Below are 18,800 nucleotides of genomic sequence, written 5' to 3'. Positions count from 1 at the left end.
GCGCCATCTCTTCCCTTCATCATTCGCAGGTCCAGGAGATCCAGCCATGCACTCCAGCACGACCAGCCCGCCGCCCGACGCCAAGCCCGCCGGATCAGGGGGCGCCGTCGACCGGTTCTTCCGCATAAGCGAACGCGGTTCGACCTACATCCGGGAGATACGCGGCGGATTCGCCACGTTCTTCACGATGGCATACATCCTCGTGCTCAACCCGATCATCCTCGGCGGAGCCGAGGACAAGTACGGCGAGCAGCTGGACAACGTGCAGTTGGTCACCGCCACCGCCCTGGTCGCCGCGGTGATGACGCTCATCATGGGTGTGGGCGGCAATCTGCCGCTGGCCCTGGCCGCGGGTCTGGGCATCAACGCCGTCGTCGCCTTCCAGATCGCTCCGCTGATGAGCTGGGAAGACGCGATGGGGCTCATCGTGCTCGAAGGGCTGCTGATCTGCGTCCTGGTGATGACCGGGCTGCGCGAGGCGATCATGCACGCCATCCCGCAACCCCTCAAGCAGGCGATCAGCGTCGGCATCGGCCTGTTCATCGCCTTCATCGGCTTCGTGGACGCCGGCTTCGTCACCCGTATCCCCGATGCCGCGAACTCCACCGTGCCCGTCCAGCTCGGCACCGGCACGCTCAGCGGCTGGCCGATGCTCGTCTTCTGCCTCGGTGTGCTCCTGACGATCGTCCTGGTCGCCCGGAAGGTGAAGGGCGCGATCCTCATCAGCATCGTCCTGATGACCGCCGTCGCCATCGTCATCAACGAGATCGCCGACATCAAGGCCTGGGGCCTGACCTCGCCGTCGGTTCCCAGCAACCCCGTCGCCGCGCCCGACTTCGGGCTGCTGTGGCACTTCGATCTGTTCGGCTCGTTCGGTCAGGTCAGCGTTCTGACCGTCGTCCTGCTCATCTTCACCCTCATCCTGTCCGACTTCTTCGACACGATGGGCACCGTCGTGGGCGTCACGGCGGAGGCCGGTCTCCTCGACGAGCGGGGCCAGGTGCCCGGTCTCGGCCGCGTCCTGCTCATCGACGGTGCCGCCGCCGTCGCCGGTGGCGCCATGTCCTCGTCGTCGGCCACCACCTACATCGAGTCCGCCGCGGGGGTCGGTGAAGGAGCCCGTACCGGCTTCGCCAACATGATCACCGGCGGACTGTTCGCCCTCGCCCTCTTCCTCACGCCCGTCCTGACGATCGTGCCGATGCAGGCGGCGGCACCGGCCCTCGTCGTGGTCGGGTTCCTGATGATGACCCAGGTCAAGCACATCGACTGGGACCGCTACGAGGTCGCCATCCCGGCCTTCCTCACCATCGTCGTCATGCCGTTCACCTACTCCATCACCAACGGCATCGGCGCCGGGTTCGTCGCCTACGTGGTCATCAAGGCGTGCCTGGGCAAGGCCCGCGAGGTCCACTGGCTGCTGTGGGGCACCGCGGTGCTCTTCCTCGTCTACTTCCTCATCGACCCGCTGGAGCAGGTGCTCGGCATCAAGTAGGGCGGTATCAAGCAGCGCGTTCCGGGGAGCGGTGGACCCCGGGATCCATGGCCCCGGGGCCGGCCGGCCCCGGGGCCCACTGCTGCCCGCGTCCGTGGCTCCCGGGTCAGTGGCTGCCCGCGTCGGCGAGGCAGAACTCGTTGCCCTCAGGGTCCTTGAGGACGGTCCAGGACATCCCCTGCATCGACTGCTCGCCGACCACGGTCGCGCCCAGCTTCGCCAGCCGCTCCACGTCGGCCGGGCGGTCGGGCGAGGCGAAGTCGACATGCACCCGGTTCTTGCCGGGCTTGGGTTCGGGCACCCGCTGGAAGCCGAGCACCAGCGGGGTGGCCGCGAGGACGACGAACGCGTCGTAGTCCTGGACCTCTTCGACGCCGAGCGCCTCGGCCCACCAGGCGGCCAGGGCCTGCGGGTCGGCGCAGTCGATCGTGATCATCTCCGGTGAGATTCGCATGCTCCCACCGTACGAGCCACCACTGACAACGGCCGGGAACCCGGCCCGCCGGGGCCCCGGGCACCCTCAGACCAGCGCGACCTCCAGCAGCGGCAGCTCACGGCCCGGGATGGAGCCGGACGGGGCGGCGCCGATCCGGACCGCGCCCATGGACCGGTAGAACGGTTCCGCGTTCGGGTCGGAGTCGATGGTGATGTGCGTGAAGCCCAGGCGGCGGGCCTCGCCCATGGTGTGGGTGAACAGGCTTCGCCCGACGCCTCGGCCGATGGTGTCCGGTTCGACGAACATCATGCCGAGCGCGCCCCTCGGTGGCTCGCCGTCCACCGTGGTGAAGCCCAGGATCCGGCCGCCCTCGTCGGCCACCAGTGTCCGCCGGGCCGCCACCTCCGCGGGGCGCATCGTCAGCTCCGCGCGGCAGGCGGCCAGGAACTCCGCGTCGTACTCCCAGTGGCCCTTCGACCGCAGGGCCAGCTCCGTCAGTGCGGCGGCCTCGGCCGCCTCGCCCGCGCGTATCCGCATGGGAGCATTGTGCCCCGCGTGCACGGATACGCGCGGGGCACGGAACAACCGACGCCGGCCGAAGACCGGGCCCCGCGTGGTTGTCCGCGTCAGTCGAAGATCGGGCCCTGCGTGCGCGTCCGCTTGATCTCGTAGAAACCCGGGATCGAGGCGACCAGCAGCGTGCCGTCCCACAGCTTCGCCGCCTCCTCGCCCTTGGGCGCGGGGGTGACGACCGGGCCGAAGAAGGCGACCTGCTCGCCGTCCGCGCCGGGGACCGCGATGACCGGGGTGCCGACCTCCTGGCCGACCTTGTCGATGCCCTCCTTGTGGGAGGCGCGCAGCTCGGTGTCGTAGGTGTCCTTGTCGGCGTACTCCACGAGGTCCTCGGGCAGGCCCACGTCCTTGAGCGCGGCGGCCACGGCCTCGCGGGTGGGGCCCTCGCCGTTGTTGTGGAAGCGGGTGCCGAGCGCGGTGTAGAGGGGGCCGACGACCTCGTCGCCGTGCAGCTGCCGGGCGGCGACGACGACCCGGACCGGGCCCCAGGCCTTGTTCTCCAGGAGGTCGCGGTACTCCTCCGGCAGTTCGTCCAGCTTGTCCTCGTTCAGGACGGCGAGGCTCATCACGTGCCAGCGGACCTCGACGTCGCGGACCTTCTCCACTTCCAGCATCCAGCGCGAGGTCATCCACGCCCAGGGGCAGAGCGGGTCGAACCAGAAGTCGACCGGGGTCTTGCCGTTGGCCGGGGTGTTCTCGGACATGTCTCTCCTCAGAGGGCTGTTCCACAGAAGGGCGTGTGCCACCTTCGGGCGAGAACATCTCCGGAAGGCCTCTTCATTCCCTGCCTGCCGTCGCCGCGAGGCGCATGCAAGGATCAATAGGTTCGAACACGACACATGACGCGCGTCACGAAGGAGTGCCCGTGCCCGGTGAAAACCTGTCCCGCGACGAGGCCCAGAAGAGGGCCGAGCTGCTGACCGTCGACGGTTACGAGGTCGACCTCGACCTGCGGTCCGCCGTCGGCGAGCCCGAGAGGGCCGACGGGGACGACGGGGACGGCCGCCCGCGGACGTTCCGTTCGCTCACCACGATCCGGTTCCGCTCCGCCCGGGCCGGCGCCTCGACCTTCGCCGACCTGGTGGCGCCGGGTGTGGACGCGGTGACCCTGAACGGTGAGCCCCTCGACCCGGCCGTCGTGTTCGACGGCACGCGGGTGGCGCTGGACGGGCTCGTCGAGGGCGAGAACGTGCTCGTGGTCGACGCCCGCTGCGCGTACAGCCGGACCGGCGAGGGCATGCACCGCTTCGTCGACCCGGAGGACGGCGAGGTCTATCTCTACACGCAGTACGAGCCGGCCGACGCCCGCCGTGTCTTCGCCAATTTCGAACAGCCCGACCTGAAGGCCCCCTACCGCTTCCGGGTGACCGCGCCGGCGGACTGGCGGGTCTGGTCCAACGGGGCCGAGGAGTCGCACGAGGACGGGGTGTGGACCTTCGCCGAGACCAAGCCGATCTCCACGTACATCACCGCCGTCGTCGCCGGTCCGTACCACTACGTGAGTGATCACTACACCCGTACGTTCGACGACGGCTCCACCCTGGAGATCCCGCTCGGCGCGATGTGCCGCAAGGGGCTCGCCAAGCACTTCGACGCGGACGACGTCTTCCTGATCACCAAGCAGGGCCTGGACTTCTTCCACGACAACTTCGACTACCCGTACCCCTTCGGGAAGTACGACCAGGCGTTCGTGCCCGAGTACAACCTCGGGGCCATGGAGAACCCGGGCATGGTCACCTTCCGCGAGGAGTACATCTACCGCGGCAAGGTCACCACGGCGGCCTACGAGCGGCGGGCCAACGTCATCCTGCACGAGATGGCGCACATGTGGTTCGGCGACCTCGTCACCATGGAGTGGTGGGACGACCTGTGGCTGAAGGAGTCCTTCGCGGACTTCATGGGCGCCTTCTCGATGGTCGAGGCGACCCGCTTCACCAACGGCTGGATCACCTTCGCCAACCAGCGCAAGGCCTGGGCCTACCGCGCCGACCAGCTGCCCTCGACGCACCCCATCACGGCCGACATCCGTGACCTGGAGGACGCCAAGCTGAACTTCGACGGGATCACGTACGCCAAGGGCGCCTCCGTCCTGAAGCAGCTCGTGGCGTACGTGGGGCGCGAGGCGTTCCTCGAAGGCGCCCGGCGCTACTTCAAGCAGCATGCCTACGGGAACACCCGGCTCGGGGACCTGCTGTCCGTGCTCGCCGAGACCTCCGGGCGGGACATGACCGCCTGGTCGCGCTCCTGGCTCCAGACGGCGGGCGTCAATGTGCTCACCCCGGTGCCCACGTACGACGCGGCGGGCACGCTCACCGAGCTGGCCGTCGTCCAGGAGGCCGCCGCCTCGCACCCGGAGCTGCGCCCGCACCGTGTCGCGGTCGGCCTGTACCGGCGTACGCCGGAGGGCGAGCTGACGCGTTACGCGCGCGCCGAGGTGGACGTGGCCGGCGAGCGGACCGTGGTGGACGCGCTGGCCGGGTCCGAGCGGCCCGATCTGATCCTGGTCAACGACGACGACCTCACCTACTGCAAGGTCCGCTTCGACGAGCGGTCGTTGGCCACGCTCCGCGACCACCTGGGCGAGATCACGGACCCGCTGGCCCGTGCGCTGTGCTGGTCGGCGCTGTGGAACCTGACCCGGGACGCGCTGCTGCCGGCCCGCGACTTCGCCGCGCTGGTGCTGGCGTTCGCCGGGCGGGAGAGCGACATCGGCGTGCTCCAGATGCTGCACGCCTGGACGGAGTCGGCGCTGGTCCACTACGCGGCGCCCGACTGGCGTGAGGAGGGCGGCCGGGCGCTGGCCGAGGGTGCGCTGCGCGAGCTGCGGACCGCGGAGCCGGGCAGCCAGCACCAGTTGACCTGGGCCCGCTTCTTCGCGGCGGTCGCCTCGTCCGACGAGGACTTCCAGCTGCTCGGCGGGCTGCTGGACGGCACGGCACGGGTCGACGGTCTCGACGTCGACCAGGAGCTGCGCTGGTCCTTCCTCTCCCCGCTGGCCTCGCACGGGGTGGCGAACGAGGCGGTGATCGACGCCGAACTGGCCCGCGACGACACGGCCACCGGCAAGCGCCATCACGTACGGTGCCTCGCCTCGCGGCCGTCCGAAGCGGTCAAGGCGCAGGCGTGGGCGGCGGTCGTGGAGTCGGACAAGCTGTCCAACGCGCTGGTCGGGGCGACGATCACCGGCTTCGGGCAGCCCTCCCAGCGGGAGCTGCTCGCGCCGTACGCGCCCCGCTACTTCGAGGTGATCGAGCGGATCTGGGCGGAACGGTCCATCCAGATCGGCATGAACGTGGTGCGCGGGATGTTCCCCGGGCTCCAGGACAGCCCCGAGACCCTCGCGGCGACCGACGCCTGGCTGACCGAGCACGAGGACGCGGCCCCGGCGCTGCGGCGGCTGGTGCTGGAGGCCCGCGACGATCTCGCGCGGGCGCTGCGCGGCCAGGAGTGCGACCGGTCCTCGGCGGCGTGAGCAGGAGGGAATGAGGGGGCGCTCGGGCGGGGCGTGCGTGCGGCGCGAAAGCGGCGCTCGTACACCCGCCCGAGATGCCCTGCCCCCGATTCCCGGCGCGACGGCCCTTTTCGGTTGTCGAACGTCCGTACTTTAGGACGGCGTTGTCCGGGAATGTCAACGGGCGTGTAACAGGGGTTAGGGCACCCTCCCCGGGCGGGAAACCCCGGGACATGACCCAGAAGAACACCCCGCTCTCCCCCGGCCTCTCCGCTCTCGCCCCGCTCTCCCGGCTCCCCCTCCACTCCGGGGACGTCATGCAGCGTGTCCTGTCCGCCGCGCAGTTGAGGGCGCGGGGCGTGTCCGCCGCGCAGACGTCCGCGCAGTGTCTGCCCGGCGGCCCCTGGCAGCATCTGCTGCCGGGGGTCTATCTGCTGCACCCGGGTCCGCCCACCGGACAGGAGCGGCTGCACGGAGCGCTGTTGTACGCGGGGCGTCCGCCGGTCTCCGCGCGGCGCGCGCCGGCGGAGCCTTCGGACGCGGGGTACGGCGAGGCGATGGTCACCGGGATCGCGGCGCTCGCGCTGTACGGCTTCGCCACCGCCGGTGACCTGGGGGCGCTGCACCGGATCGATGTGCTGGTCCCCCGCACCCGGCGGCTGCGGTCCACCCGGTTCGTGGAGGTGCAGCGGACCGCCTCGATGCCGAGCGCGGCGCGGGTGGGCGAGGTACCCGTCGCCCCGGTGGAGCGGGCCCTGGCGGACGCGGTGGCGGGCACGGACGACGCGGCGGACGTCCGGCGGCTGCTGACCGAGGCGGTGCGCGGCGGGCATTGCGAACCGGCTTCCGTGGTACGGGAGTTGAGCGAGGCGAAGCTGCTGGGACGGCCCGCCGTGGTGGGCGCGGTCGACGCGCTGCTGGCCGAGGGGCGGACGGTGGCGGAGGCGCGGCTGTACACGATGGTGCGCGAGCACGGGCTGCCGGAGCCGGTGTGGAACGTGGAGCTGCGGCAGCCGGGCGGGCCGGGGCTCGGCGGGGTCGACGCCTACTGGCCCGACCAGGCGGTGGCGGTGGAGCTGGACACCCGGGCGCCCCGGTACGGCGCGCCCGGCCGGAGGGGCCGGACCGAGGAGGACCCGCAGTGGTCCGCGTACGCCGCGAAGCGCGAGCATCTGGAACGGCTCGGGATCACGGTCGTCCACCTCACGCCGAGGAAGCTGCGCGAGGCGGTGGACCAGCAGGCGACGGTCGTACGGACGGCGCTGATGGCGGCGGCCGACCGGGAGCCGGCCGCGTACGTGATGGTGCTGCCGCGCTGAGCGGGCAGGCCGGGCGGGAAGCGGGAGGCGGGCGGCGGACAGGCATCGCGAGCGCGGGCCCTCGACGGCCTCTGGTCCGGACCACCACCCCGCACCGGGCGCCACCTGCGTACTGTTTGGCCACTTTCCTCCCTCGTGGCATATCGCGCCCCATGGCGGATCTATGCCATGTCCCTGACTCGTCTCCGTCAACTCTCCACAAACCCCTGTCATTTACGACAGGCTGAGCGGTCATCCGGTACCGAATTCCGGACTCTCTCTTTCAATTACAGGGATGCTGATGACCAAGGAATCCCCCAGCTCCATACCCGGGGCGAGACGCGCGGCTCGTATCGCGGCCGCTGCCGGTCTGGCGGCGGCACTCGCCGCCTCCGGCGCCGCACCGGCCTTCGCCGTCGACGACCCGGCTCCGGCACCCGTCAAACCGGCCGCCACCAGCGACCGGGGCGACAAGCTCGGCAAGGCCGACGCCGATCTCCTGGCGAAGGCCGAGGCCAAGGGCGAGAAGAACGTCACCATGATGGTCGCCACCACCCCCGGGGCGACCGAGCAGGTCAGCAAGCAGTTGGACGCCGTCGAGGGCTCCGTGCTCGGCCAGACCTACGACAAGCTCGGCTACGTCCGTGCGACGGTCCCGACGAAGCGCGCCGAGTCCACCATCAAGGCGGCCTCGAAGCTCTCCTCCGTCCTCGGCATCGATCTCAAGCAGGAGATCAAGCTGGACGACCCGACGCCCAAGGGCGACCGGGCCGCCGGAGCGAAGCAGCTGAAGGCCAAGGGCAGTTACGCGGCACCGAACAAGAAGACCCCGGCGAAGAACCCGTACAACCCGTCCTTCGAGACGGGCGCGGTCGACTTCGTCGCGAAGCACCCGAAGGCCGACGGCCGTGGGATCACGATCGGCATCCTGGACTCCGGCGTCGACCTCGGCCACCCGGCCCTGAGGAAGACCACCACCGGCGAGCGCAAGATCGTCGACTGGGTGACCGCCACCGACCCGGTGAGCGACGGCGACGGCACCTGGCTGCGGATGACCGAGTCCGTCACCGGCCCGACGTTCGCGTCCGGCGGGAAGACCTACTCGGCCCCGGCGGGCAGCTACAAGTTCGCCACCTTCGCCGAGGCGGCCACCACCGGTGGCGACATGGCGGGCGACCTCAACCGCGACGGTGACACCACCGACGTCTGGGGCGTGCTGTACGACCCGGTCACCGGCACCACGCGGGTCGACCTGAACAACAACGCGGACTTCTCCGACGACAAGGTCCTCAAGCCGTACAAGGAGAAGTTCCAGGTCTCCTACTTCGGTGAGGACGACCCGCGGACCCCCGTCGTCGAGCGGATCCCGTTCGTCGTCGAGACCCGCAAGGGTGTCACCTACAACGCGGCCGGCGCCAAGGCCGACTTCGTCAACATCGGTGTCATCGAGGGCTCGCACGGCACGCACGTCGCGGGCATCACCGCGGCCAACGGGCTGTTCGGCGGCAAGATGAACGGTGCCGCCCCCGGTGCCAAGATCGTCTCCTCGCGTGCCTGCACCTGGTCCGGCGGCTGCACCAACATCGCGCTGACCGAGGGCATGATCGACCTCGTCGTCAACCGCGGCGTCGACATCGTCAACATGTCGATCGGCGGCCTGCCGCCGCTGAACGACGGCAACAACGCGCGCGCCGAGCTGTACAAGCGGCTCATCGACATCTACGGCGTGCAGCTGGTCATCTCGGCCGGCAACAGCGGCCCGGGTCTCAACACCATCGGCGACCCGTCCGTAGCCGACCACGTGATCTCGGTGGGCGCGTCGATCTCCAAGGAGACGTGGGCGGCCAACTACGGCTCCAACGTCACCAAGAAGTACGACATGCTGCCCTTCTCCTCACGCGGTCCGCGTGAGGACGGCGGCTTCACGCCGGTCATCTCGGCTCCGGGTGCGTCCATCAACACCACCCAGACCTGGGCGCCGGGCGGTCCGGTCAAGGAGGCGGGTTACGACCTGCCGGCCGGCTACTCCATGCTCCAGGGCACCTCGATGTCCTCCCCGCAGGTGGCGGGCGCCGCGGCGCTGCTGCTGTCGAAGGCGAAGCAGAAGGACATCGAGCTTCCCCCGGTCGACCTGCGCACCGCGCTGACCAGCACCGCGAGCCACATCAAGGATGTGCCCGCGCATGTCCAGGGCTCCGGTCTGATCGACATCGTCAAGGCGTGGAAGCAGATCGCCAAGCAGGGCAAGCCCGCGCACGAGTTCTCGGTGAAGGCCCCGGTCGACACCGCGATCGACTTCGCGCTCAAGGACCCGGGCTTCGGCACCGGCCTCTACGACCGCGAGGGCGGCCTGAAGGTCGGCGAGACCAAGGTCTACGACGTCGTCGTCACCCGGACCACCGGCCCGGACCGCAACGTCCAGCACAAGCTGACGTGGAAGAACAACGACGGCACCTTCTCGCTGAGCAGCCCCCAGTACGTCTCGCTCCCGCTCGACACGCCGGTCAAGCTCAAGGTCAGGGCGAAGGCGAAGACCGCCGGGGTGCACAGCGCGATCCTGCGGCTCGACGACAAGAAGACCTCCGGCGTCGACCACCAGATCATGACCACGGTCGTCATCGCCCACGAGCTCCAGCAGCCCGGTTACGCCTTCAAGTCGTCCGGCTCGGTGCAGCGCAACGGCACCACGTCGTACTTCGTCAACGTGCCGGAGGGCGCGAAGAACCTCGAGGTCGCCATCAGCGCACTGCGCTCGGGCAGCCAGACCCGGTTCATCGCCCTGCACCCGTACGGGACGCCGGTCGACCCGACGTCCACGATCAACTGCTACCCGAACTACGAGAACCCGGCCAACACCTGCCGCCCGGACGTGCGTTCCTACAAGGACCCGCAGCCCGGCGTGTGGGAGATCGAGGTCGAGGCGCGGCGCACGTCGCCGCTGCTGGACAACCCGTTCAAGCTGGACGTCTCCCTGCTCGGTGTCTCCTTCGACCCGGCGGTGCAGACCATCGCCGAGGCTAAGGTCGGCACTCCGGCCCCGGTGAGCTGGACGGTCACCAACGGCGCCGCCGCCCTCCAGGGCAAGCTCCAGGGCGGCTCGCTGGGCTCGGCCAAGGTGGACAAGCCGTCGATCTCCACGGGCCAGACCCGTGAGACCACGGTCACCATCGGCGCGGGTGTCGAGAAGCTCGACATCGCCATCGGAGGCACCTCGGACGCCAACGCGGACATCGACCTGTACGTCTTCCGGGGCGCCACGCAGGTCGGCAGCTCGACCACCTCCGGTTCCGAGGAGTCGGTCAGCCTGGTCAAGCCCGCCGCGGGCACGTACACGGTCGTCGTCGACGGCTACTCGGTCCCGGCCGGTTCCACCGCGTACGACTACCGCGACGTGTTCTACGCACCGTCGCTCGGCACGATCAAGGTCGACGCCGGCAAGGCCGTGAACCTGGCCAACGGTGCGTCGGCCCAGGTCGGCGCCGAGGTCGTGGTCGCCGGAGCGGCCCCCGAGGGCCGTCAGTTCTTCGGCGAGGTCCAGGTGGTCAACGCGCGCGGCACCGCCGCGGGCACCGGCAGCGTCGTGATCGAGAAGGTCACGCCGTAACGGATCCCACCGGCAGGACGGCGGGGCGGGCGCTCTCACGAGCACCCGCCCCGCTGTACGTGTTCCTCGTCACAGACCGCGTACGCCGCCGCAGATGTTTCCCCACGCGGGCACGGGCATCGCAGAATCTGCGGTCCTCGCACGAGGAGTCCGCAGGTCGGACAATGGATTGGACAAGGCGGGCCGGGACATACGCATCATGGAGCGGCATACGGACCGCACAGACGCACAGGTGTACAGAACAGAGGAGTCCTCGTGAAGGTCGGAATCGTCGGCGCCACCGGTCAGGTCGGCACAGTCATGCTCAGGATCCTGGCCGACCGCAACTTCCCGGTCGACGAGCTGCGGCTGTTCGCCTCCGCCCGGTCCGCGGGCTCCACGATCGGCTTCAAGGGCTCCGCCGTCACCGTCGAGGACGCCTCCACGGCCGACTACACCGGCCTGGACATCGTGCTGTTCTCCGCCGGCGGCGCGACCTCGAAGGCGCTGGCCGAGAAGGTCGCCGGGCAGGGCGCCGTGGTGATCGACAACTCCTCCGCCTGGCGCAAGGACCCCGAGGTCCCGCTCGTCGTCTCCGAGGTCAACCCGCACGCGGCGAAGGTCCGCCCCAAGGGCATCATCGCCAACCCGAACTGCACGACGATGGCCGCGATGCCCGTGCTACGCCCGCTGCACGACGAGGCCGGTCTCGAAGCGCTGACCGTCGCCACCTATCAGGCCGTCTCCGGCTCCGGGCTCGCCGGGGTCTCCGAGCTGCACGGCCAGGCGGCCAAGGTCGTCGCCGACGCCGAGAAGCTGGTCCACGACGGCGAGGCCGTGGACTTCCCCGAGCCGGCCGTCTACAAGCGTCCGATCGCCTTCAACGTGCTGCCGCTGGCGGGCTCGATCGTGGACGACGGCTCGTTCGAGACGGACGAGGAGCAGAAGCTCCGCAACGAGTCCCGCAAGATCCTGGAGATCCCGGAGCTGAAGGTCTCCGGCACCTGCGTCCGGGTCCCGGTCTTCTCCGGCCACTCGCTCCAGATCAACGCCCGCTTCGCCCGCCCGATCGGCGTCGAGCGCGCCTATGAGCTGCTGAAGGACGCCGAGGGCGTCGAGCTGTCCGAGATCCCGACCCCGCTCCAGGCGGCCGGCAAGGACGCCAGTTACGTCGGCCGCATCCGGGTCGACGAGACCGTGGACAACGGCCTCGCGCTGTTCGTCTCCAACGACAACCTCCGCAAGGGCGCGGCGCTGAACGCCGTGCAGATCGCGGAGCTGGTGGCGGCCGAGCTGAAGGGCTGACCAGCCGCGTCACGCGTACGCGTACGGCAAGGGGCGGCCACCGGAGTGCACCGGTGGCCTCCCCTTCGCGTGTGCGGGTCAGAGCGCGAGGTGTCGGCGCAGGGCCCTGTCGATCTCCGCCATGCGCTGGTGGGGCACCTCACCGATGCGCTTCAGGATCCGCCCGGGGGAGACCGCCCGGATCTGTTCGCACTGGACCTTGGAGTTCTGCGGGAGATGGCTCTCCTCCGCGGCCAGAAGGACCTGGAAGCTGAGGATCCGCGAGGTGTTCGAGGTCAGGGGCACCACGGCGACGACGCCCCTGCCGGACACCTCGGCCGACCGGTTGGCGGCGTTGTTGGAGACGATCACCGCCGGACGCACCTTGTTGGCTTCACTCCCCCGCGCGGGCTCCAGGTCCACGAGGTGGATGTCACCCCTACGCATCCGTGAGCCCGTCGGCCACCGTGCGGTCCCAGAGAGCGGCGTCCTCACTCGCGTCCCACTCCTGGAACGCCTCGGCGTACTCCGCCTCCAGGCCTGCGGTACGCAGCAACTCGATGGCGGCGTGTATGACGGCGGACCGGGAATCGGCGTCGGTCTTCGCCGCGTACTCGTCGACGAAGGCGACATCCTCCTGGGGTAGGCTCACACTGATCTTCATACCAAAGATGCTACCACCGGTAGGACAGAAGGCGCTACCCGTCGTCCGGCGGGGGCGAACGTGGAAGGATGATCCGAAACGTCACCATCAAAGGAGATGACCGCGTGCCTGGCACGAATCTGACCCGCGAAGAGGCACAGGAGCGGGCGCGCCTGCTGACCGTGGACGCGTACGAGATCGATCTCGACCTCTCCGGAGCGCAGGAGGGCGGCACCTACCGGTCCGTGACCACCGTGCGCTTCGACTGCGCGGAGGCGGGTGCGGAGTCCTTCATCGACCTGGTCGCCCCGGCCGTCCACGACGTGGTGCTGAACGGCAAGGACCTGGACGTGGCCGCCGTGTTCCGCGACGCGCGGATCGCCCTGCCGCATCTGCGCGAAGGCGCCAACGAGCTGAAGGTCGTCGCCGACTGCTCGTACACCAACACCGGTGAGGGCCTGCACCGGTTCGTCGACCCGGTCGACGAGCAGGCCTATCTGTACACGCAGTTCGAGGTCCCGGACGCCCGCCGCGTCTTCGCCTCGTTCGAGCAGCCGGACCTGAAGGCGACGTTCCGGTTCACCGTGAAGGCCCCCTCCGGCTGGACGGTCATCTCGAACGCGCCGACGCCGGAGCCGAAGGACGACGTCTGGGCCTTCGAGCCGACGCCGCGCATCTCCACGTACATCACGGCGCTCATCGTCGGCCCGTACCACTCGGTGCACAGCTCCTACGAGAAGGACGGCCAGTCCGTCCCGCTCGGCATCTACTGCCGCCCGTCGCTGGCGGAGTACCTGGACGCGGACGAGATCTTCGCCGTCACCCGGCAGGGCTTCGAGTGGTTCCAGGAGAAGTTCGACTACGCGTACCCGTTCGCCAAGTACGACCAGCTCTTCGTCCCGGAGTTCAACGCGGGCGCGATGGAGAACGCGGGCGCGGTCACCATCCGCGACCAGTACGTCTTCCGCTCCAAGGTGACGGACGCGGCGTACGAGGTGCGGGCCGAGACGATCCTGCACGAGCTGGCCCACATGTGGTTCGGCGACCTCGTCACGATGGAGTGGTGGAACGACCTCTGGCTGAACGAGTCGTTCGCCACCTACACCTCGATCGCCTGCCAGGCCGACGCGGCGGGCTCGAAGTGGCCGCACTCCTGGACCACGTTCGCCAACTCCATGAAGACCTGGGCGTACCGGCAGGACCAGCTGCCCTCCACGCACCCGATCATGGCGGACATCAGCGACCTGGACGACGTGCTCGTCAACTTCGACGGGATCACGTACGCCAAGGGCGCCTCCGTGCTGAAGCAGCTCGTGGCGTACGTCGGCAAGGACGCGTTCTTCCAGGGCGTGCAGGCGTACTTCAAGGCGCACGCCTTCGGCAACACCCGCCTGTCCGACCTGCTGGGCGCGCTGGAGAAGACCTCCGGCCGCGATCTGAAGACCTGGTCGAAGGCGTGGCTGGAGACGGCGGGCATCAACACCCTCCGCCCGGAGATCGAGACCGACGCGAACGGCGTCGTCACCTCGTTCACCGTGCTCCAGGAGGCCCCCGCGCTGCCCGCCGGCGCGAAGGGCGAGCCGACGCTGCGCCCGCACCGCATCGCCATCGGCGCCTACGACCTCGACGCCGACGGCAAGCTGGTCCGCACCGACCGGATCGAGCTGGACGTCGACGGCGAGCGCACCGACGTTCCCGCCCTGGTGGGCAGGGCCCGTCCGGCGGTCGTCCTGCTCAACGACGACGACCTGTCGTACGCCAAGGTCCGCCTCGACACCGAGTCGCTGCGGGTCGTCACCGAGCACCTGGGCGACTTCACCGAGTCGCTGCCGCGCGCCCTGAGCTGGGCCTCGGCCTGGGACATGACACGCGACGGCGAGCTGGCGACCCGCGACTACCTCTCGCTGGTGCTCTCCGGCATCGGCAAGGAGTCGGACATCGGCGTCGTCCAGTCGCTGCACCGCCAGGTGAAGCTGGCGCTGGACCTGTACGCCGCGCCGGAGACCCGTGAGGGCGCGCTCAACCAGTGGACCGACGCGACGCTGGCGCACCTGCGCACGGCGGAGCCGGGCAGCGACCACCAGCTGGCCTGGGCCCGCGCCTTCGCGGCCACGGCCCGCAACCCGCAGCAGCTGGACCTGCTCCAGTCGCTGCTGGACGGCACGGAGGCGATCGAGGGCCTGGCCGTCGACACCGAGCTGCGGTGGGCGTTCGTGCAGCGGCTGGCGGCGGCCGGTCTGCTGGACGAGGAGGAGATCGCCGCCGAGTACGAGCGCGACAAGACCGCGGCGGGCGAGCGCCACGCGGCCTCCGCGCGGGCGGCCCAGCCGTCCGAGGAGGCCAAGGCCCGGGCGTGGGCCTCGGTCGTGGACTCCGGCGAGCTGCCGAACTCGCTCCAGGAAGCGGTCATCAGCGGCTTCGTCCAGACGGACCAGCGTGAGCTGCTGGCCCCGTACACGGAGAAGTACTTCGCCTCGGTGAAGGGCATCTCCGACTCGCGCAGCCACGAGATGGCCCAGCAGATCATCGTGGGCCTCTACCCGTCCCTCCAGGTCTCGCAGGAGACACTGGACGCCACGGACGCCTGGCTGGCCTCGGCCGAGCCGAGCGCGGCCCTGCGCCGGCTGATGTCGGAGTCGCGGTCCGGTGTGGAGCGCGCTCTGAAGGCCCAGGCGGCGGACGCGGCGGCGGCCACCGCGTAACACGGCGTACGGCCCCGGGGGCGCCCTCTTCGCTGCGGCGGAGGGGGCGCCCTTTTCGGGTCAGCGGGCGGGCCGGCCCGTACGGCTCCAGCTTCCGGCCCCGCCGTCGCGCGTTCGGCGGCCGTGCGCGCGCGCCGTGATCTCCCGTGGCCTACGGTCCGAAGGGTCGTCGCATGATGCTTCGGACGCAGGCCACGGGAGGGTCCCATGCCCGGCTTCGCCGCCGTGCCGGTCGCGCTGGCCCTGTGCGCGGGGCTGGTGACGGGCCCCGCCGCGCCGGTGACCGGACGCCCGGACTGCCGGTCCGGTCCGGCGGGCTGCTACGACCTCTACACGTACGGGTACAGCCTGGGGCTGCATCCGTTCACCGGGCCGGACGCCGTACGGCGGCAGCTGACCGACCACTTCTGGCTGTTCCCGGTCAGCGGCGGCTGTGCGGGGCGGATCCGGGCGGGGGCGCGCTGCGAGCTGCTGGGCGGCAATCCGGTCGAGGTGGAGTACATCGGGAACGACTTCTTCCAGATCAACACGCTGCCGGGGCACCAGCTGGGCCGGGGCATGCACATCCGCTTCGCGTTCTCGCGGACCCTCGGCTTCCACACGATGACGGTCCGGGCCTGGCAGGACCGGCCCACCGACTGCACGGGCGAGGTCCTCTGCAACGGGGTGAACCGGGTGTTCGCGTGGGTGACCTGGCGGGTGCTGGCCAAGACGCTGCACGTCACGGCGTACGCCGCCTGAGCCGCCGGTTCCGCTGGAAACCGCCCGGCGGGCGGGCGCAGGAGCGCAGCCGTCCGCCGGGCGGGAACTGGGGGCCGGAGGTCAGGTCCGGGGGGCGGTTACGGGGTTACGCGCCCGACTCCTCGTAGCGGCGGGTCAGTTCGGCGGTGCCGGACTCCGTGAGGGTGCCGTGCAGCCGCATCCGGGCCACGCCGCCGTCGGGGAAGGCGTCGAGGCGGACGTGGGTGACGACGGCCTGGGCGCGCAGCACGAAGCGGTGCGGGGTGTCGGGCTGGAGGCGGGTGCGCGGGATGATCTCGAACCACTCGCCGGTGTCGCCGTTGCGGCCCTGGAGGGCGATCCAGCCGGCGGAGTTGCCCTTGAGGTAGGCGGTGTCGATCTCGATCGCGCGGACCGCGCCCTGGGCGGGAAGGCGGAAGCGGACCCAGTCGTTGGTGTCGCGGACCCGGCGGCGGCGGTTCTCCCAGCCGTCGTCCATCTTGCGGGAGGTGCCCGGCAGGATGATCTGGGTGGGCGAGGAGTAGAAGCGGTCGGAGGCGTCCTCGTACGTACCGCCGTTGAGGACCGAGATCAGGTCGATCGTGCCGAGCGCGGCGAGCCAGGCCGGGTCCGGGACGACCTCGCCGTGCACGCGGAGGCGGGCGATGCCGCCGTCGGGGTGCTGGCAGAGGCGCAGGTGGGTGTAGCGGCGGCCGCCGGTGATCTCGAAGGCGTTGGCGGCGTGGCCGCGCACGGGGGTGGGCGGAAGGATCTCCTCCCACTTCACGTCGTCGGCGAGCAGGGCCTCGGGGCTCGGGGCGCCTTCGACTGCGGTGGCCTGCACCGATACGCGCTGCGGGTAGTTGCCGCGGAAGTGGGCGGTGTCCACGATCAGGCCGCGGACGATGCCGGGCGCGCCGAGGCGGACGATGGCCCAGTCGTGGTCCTCGGGGGCCGGGAAGGGGTGGCCGGCGTCCGCGCCGCGGCGGCGGCGGGTCTCCCAGCCGTCCATGATCTTGCCCTTGTGCCCGAAGTGCTCGGGGTCGAAGACGGCGCGCTCACGGATCAGCAGGTTCTCGCGCTCGGCGAAGAACTCGTCGTTGGCGGCGATCACGCCCGCGCCGAGGCGGCGGCCGGCGAGGTCGACCAGCTCGGTGAAGGAGAGGTCCCCGGCTTCGCGGTAGTCGGCGTACGGGTCGCCGCCGCCGTAGGGCGCGGCGTCATTGGCGTGGGGGTCGGTGTCGGTGTCCTGGAATGTGGTCTCGCTCGCGTCGAAGGTCATGGCTCCTACCTTCGCGCCACCGCACCCATCAGGTCCATCGAAAGTTTTCGCAGATATCGTTCAGCTCAGCTGAACGATCGGGCGGCTTCGGTGAGCGCCGCGAGCACCCGTGCCACCGCCGGACCGCTCTCCGCCCCGTGCCGGACCGCCGCCACCACATGGCGGCGCGGCCGGTCCGCCTCCAGCACCCGCATCACCACGCCCTCGCGGCGCTCCCGGGCGGCCATCCGCGGCACCAGCGCCACGCCCATGCCCGCCTCGACCAGGGCGAGGATCGCGGTCCAGCCGGCGGCGCTGTGGGCCTGCTCGGGAACGAAGCCGGCCGCCTCGCAGGCGGCGGTGGTGATCTCGGACCAGGGCCCGGAGCCGCCGAAGATCCAGCGGTCGGCGGCCAGGTCCGCGAGGCGCAGGGCGGGCGCGGCGGCCAGCGGGTGGTCGGCGGGGAGCGCCACGTCCAGCGGGTCGGCGAGCAGCGGGAAGAGGCTGAAGCGGGGGTCGCGGGCGGTGGGCGCGTGGGCGGCCAGCGACAGGGCCAGGTCCACCTCGCCCGCGGTGAGCAGTTCGTACGCCTGGGCGGCCTCGGCCTCCCGTACGCGTACGTCGGGCCCCGGGCGGTCCTCGGCGCGCAGCAGCCGGACGGCGGGGACGACGAGGGCGGGCACGGCGGTGGAGAACGCGGCGACCCTGACCTCGCCGGCCTCGCCGCGGAGATAGCCGGTCAGTTCCGCCTCCGCCCGCTCCAGCTGGGCGAAGACCGCCTCGGCGTGGCGCAGGACGAGGTGGGCGGCGTCCGTGAGGCGGACCCGGCGGCCCTGGGCCTCCAGGAGGTCCACCCCGAGCTGCTTGGCCAGGTTGGTGAGCTGCTGGGAGACCGCGGAGGGGGTCATCAGGAGCGCCTCGGCGGTCGCCGTGACCGTGCCCCGGTCGCGCAGGGTGCGCAGGATGCGGAGCTTCTTGACGTCCCACTCGGTCATGGGCGCAACCTACCGGCCCGGCGCGGGCGGGCCCGTCCTGGTCCGCACGCACGGGTGCGCCGCGCGGTGGTTCTCACCGGCGGCGCACCTGTCGGGCTTGTCGTGCGTGTGCGGGATCAGACCTGCTTCTTGGACTTGTCCAGGACCATGACCAGGCCCGTGATCACCACGAACAGGGCGATGGGCGCGACCACGTAGAGACCGATGGTCTCGATCGCGCTCAGGCGCGGAGCCGGGTCGTCACCGTCGTCGGGCGTGAGCGCGAGCGCCGGGGCCGACATGAGCAGCATCATCAGCGTCGTCCCGGCCGCAACGACGCCGGCGCGCATAGCGTTCTTCTTGTCCACGGTGCCAACGTA

15 protein-coding genes are annotated in these 18,800 nt (G+C 70.6%); 7 read left to right on the top strand and 8 right to left on the bottom strand.

Going from position 1 to position 18,800, the window contains the following annotated elements:
• The first annotated feature begins 46 nt into the window (after positions 1–46).
• On the top strand, positions 47–1,495 hold the full coding sequence (locus tag AC0VY3_RS06970) for an NCS2 family permease (protein ID WP_103513181.1): 1,449 nt from the start codon (positions 47–49) through the stop codon (positions 1,493–1,495).
• Positions 1,496–1,601: 106 nt separating this feature from the next.
• Here AC0VY3_RS06970 and AC0VY3_RS06965 read toward each other — a convergent pair whose 3' ends face one another.
• The 3 genes from AC0VY3_RS06965 to AC0VY3_RS06955 form a co-directional block, all read right to left on the bottom strand.
• Positions 1,602–1,949: a VOC family protein gene (locus tag AC0VY3_RS06965; RefSeq protein WP_103513182.1), complete on the bottom strand. Its 348-nt coding sequence runs from the start codon at positions 1,947–1,949 to the stop codon at positions 1,602–1,604.
• Between the two features lie 66 nt (positions 1,950–2,015).
• Positions 2,016–2,468, bottom strand: a complete 453-nt coding sequence (locus tag AC0VY3_RS06960; protein WP_103513183.1) for a GNAT family N-acetyltransferase — start codon at positions 2,466–2,468, stop codon at positions 2,016–2,018.
• 89 nt (positions 2,469–2,557) lie between these two features.
• Positions 2,558–3,208: a mycothiol-dependent nitroreductase Rv2466c family protein gene (locus AC0VY3_RS06955; RefSeq protein ID WP_030077705.1), complete on the bottom strand. Its 651-nt coding sequence runs from the start codon at positions 3,206–3,208 to the stop codon at positions 2,558–2,560.
• A gap of 161 nt (positions 3,209–3,369) precedes the next feature.
• On the opposite strand from AC0VY3_RS06955, the gene pepN (AC0VY3_RS06950) reads away from it, so the two are divergent.
• From pepN (AC0VY3_RS06950) to AC0VY3_RS06935, 4 genes are all read left to right on the top strand, one after another.
• A complete protein-coding gene (gene pepN / locus AC0VY3_RS06950; protein WP_103513184.1) occupies positions 3,370–5,976 on the top strand; it encodes an aminopeptidase N in 2,607 nt (868 codons plus the stop codon).
• A gap of 212 nt (positions 5,977–6,188) precedes the next feature.
• Positions 6,189–7,274 carry a hypothetical protein gene (locus tag AC0VY3_RS06945; protein ID WP_475549219.1) on the top strand — a complete coding sequence of 362 codons (1,086 nt, stop codon included), beginning with the start codon at positions 6,189–6,191 and terminating at the stop codon, positions 7,272–7,274.
• Positions 7,275–7,548: 274 nt separating this feature from the next.
• A complete protein-coding gene (locus tag AC0VY3_RS06940; RefSeq protein WP_475549218.1) occupies positions 7,549–10,857 on the top strand; it encodes a S8 family serine peptidase in 3,309 nt (1,102 codons plus the stop codon).
• 255 nt (positions 10,858–11,112) lie between these two features.
• Positions 11,113–12,141 carry an aspartate-semialdehyde dehydrogenase gene (locus tag AC0VY3_RS06935; RefSeq protein WP_103513186.1) on the top strand — a complete coding sequence of 343 codons (1,029 nt, stop codon included), beginning with the start codon at positions 11,113–11,115 and terminating at the stop codon, positions 12,139–12,141.
• Between the two features lie 78 nt (positions 12,142–12,219).
• Here the strand turns inward: AC0VY3_RS06935 and AC0VY3_RS06930 are convergent, their stop codons facing one another.
• A complete protein-coding gene (locus tag AC0VY3_RS06930; protein ID WP_103513187.1) occupies positions 12,220–12,567 on the bottom strand; it encodes a type II toxin-antitoxin system PemK/MazF family toxin in 348 nt (115 codons plus the stop codon).
• Complete coding sequence (locus AC0VY3_RS06925; protein WP_103513188.1) at positions 12,560–12,784, bottom strand: ribbon-helix-helix domain-containing protein; 225 nt, start codon at positions 12,782–12,784, stop codon at positions 12,560–12,562. Before AC0VY3_RS06925 ends, AC0VY3_RS06930 begins: the two co-directional genes overlap by 8 nt.
• Positions 12,785–12,888: 104 nt before the next feature.
• Here AC0VY3_RS06925 and pepN (AC0VY3_RS06920) point away from each other — a divergent pair, with 104 nt between their 5' ends.
• Positions 12,889–15,465, top strand: a complete 2,577-nt coding sequence (pepN, locus tag AC0VY3_RS06920; protein ID WP_475549217.1) for an aminopeptidase N — start codon at positions 12,889–12,891, stop codon at positions 15,463–15,465.
• A gap of 207 nt (positions 15,466–15,672) precedes the next feature.
• Complete coding sequence (locus AC0VY3_RS06915; protein ID WP_103513190.1) at positions 15,673–16,206, top strand: hypothetical protein; 534 nt, start codon at positions 15,673–15,675, stop codon at positions 16,204–16,206.
• Positions 16,207–16,312: 106 nt separating this feature from the next.
• On the opposite strand, the gene alc is transcribed toward AC0VY3_RS06915, so the two are convergent.
• The 3 genes from alc to AC0VY3_RS06900 all read right to left on the bottom strand — a co-directional run bounded on the left by alc (position 16,313) and on the right by AC0VY3_RS06900 (position 18,788).
• The gene (gene alc / locus AC0VY3_RS06910) at positions 16,313–17,467 is read right to left on the bottom strand and encodes an allantoicase (protein ID WP_475549216.1); all 1,155 of its coding nucleotides are present in this window, start codon (positions 17,465–17,467) and stop codon (positions 16,313–16,315) included.
• Between the two features lie 65 nt (positions 17,468–17,532).
• Positions 17,533–18,441 carry a LysR substrate-binding domain-containing protein gene (locus AC0VY3_RS06905; protein ID WP_103513192.1) on the bottom strand — a complete coding sequence of 303 codons (909 nt, stop codon included), beginning with the start codon at positions 18,439–18,441 and terminating at the stop codon, positions 17,533–17,535.
• A 116-nt stretch (positions 18,442–18,557) separates the two neighbouring features.
• A complete protein-coding gene (locus AC0VY3_RS06900) occupies positions 18,558–18,788 on the bottom strand; it encodes a hypothetical protein (RefSeq protein WP_432023646.1) in 231 nt (76 codons plus the stop codon).
• Between the last annotated feature and the right edge of the window lie 12 nt (positions 18,789–18,800).

The organism is Streptomyces sp. iso_384 (assembly GCF_056172905.1).
Note: the sequence above shows the minus strand (reverse complement) of the source record. Positions and strands in the feature narration are given on the sequence as shown.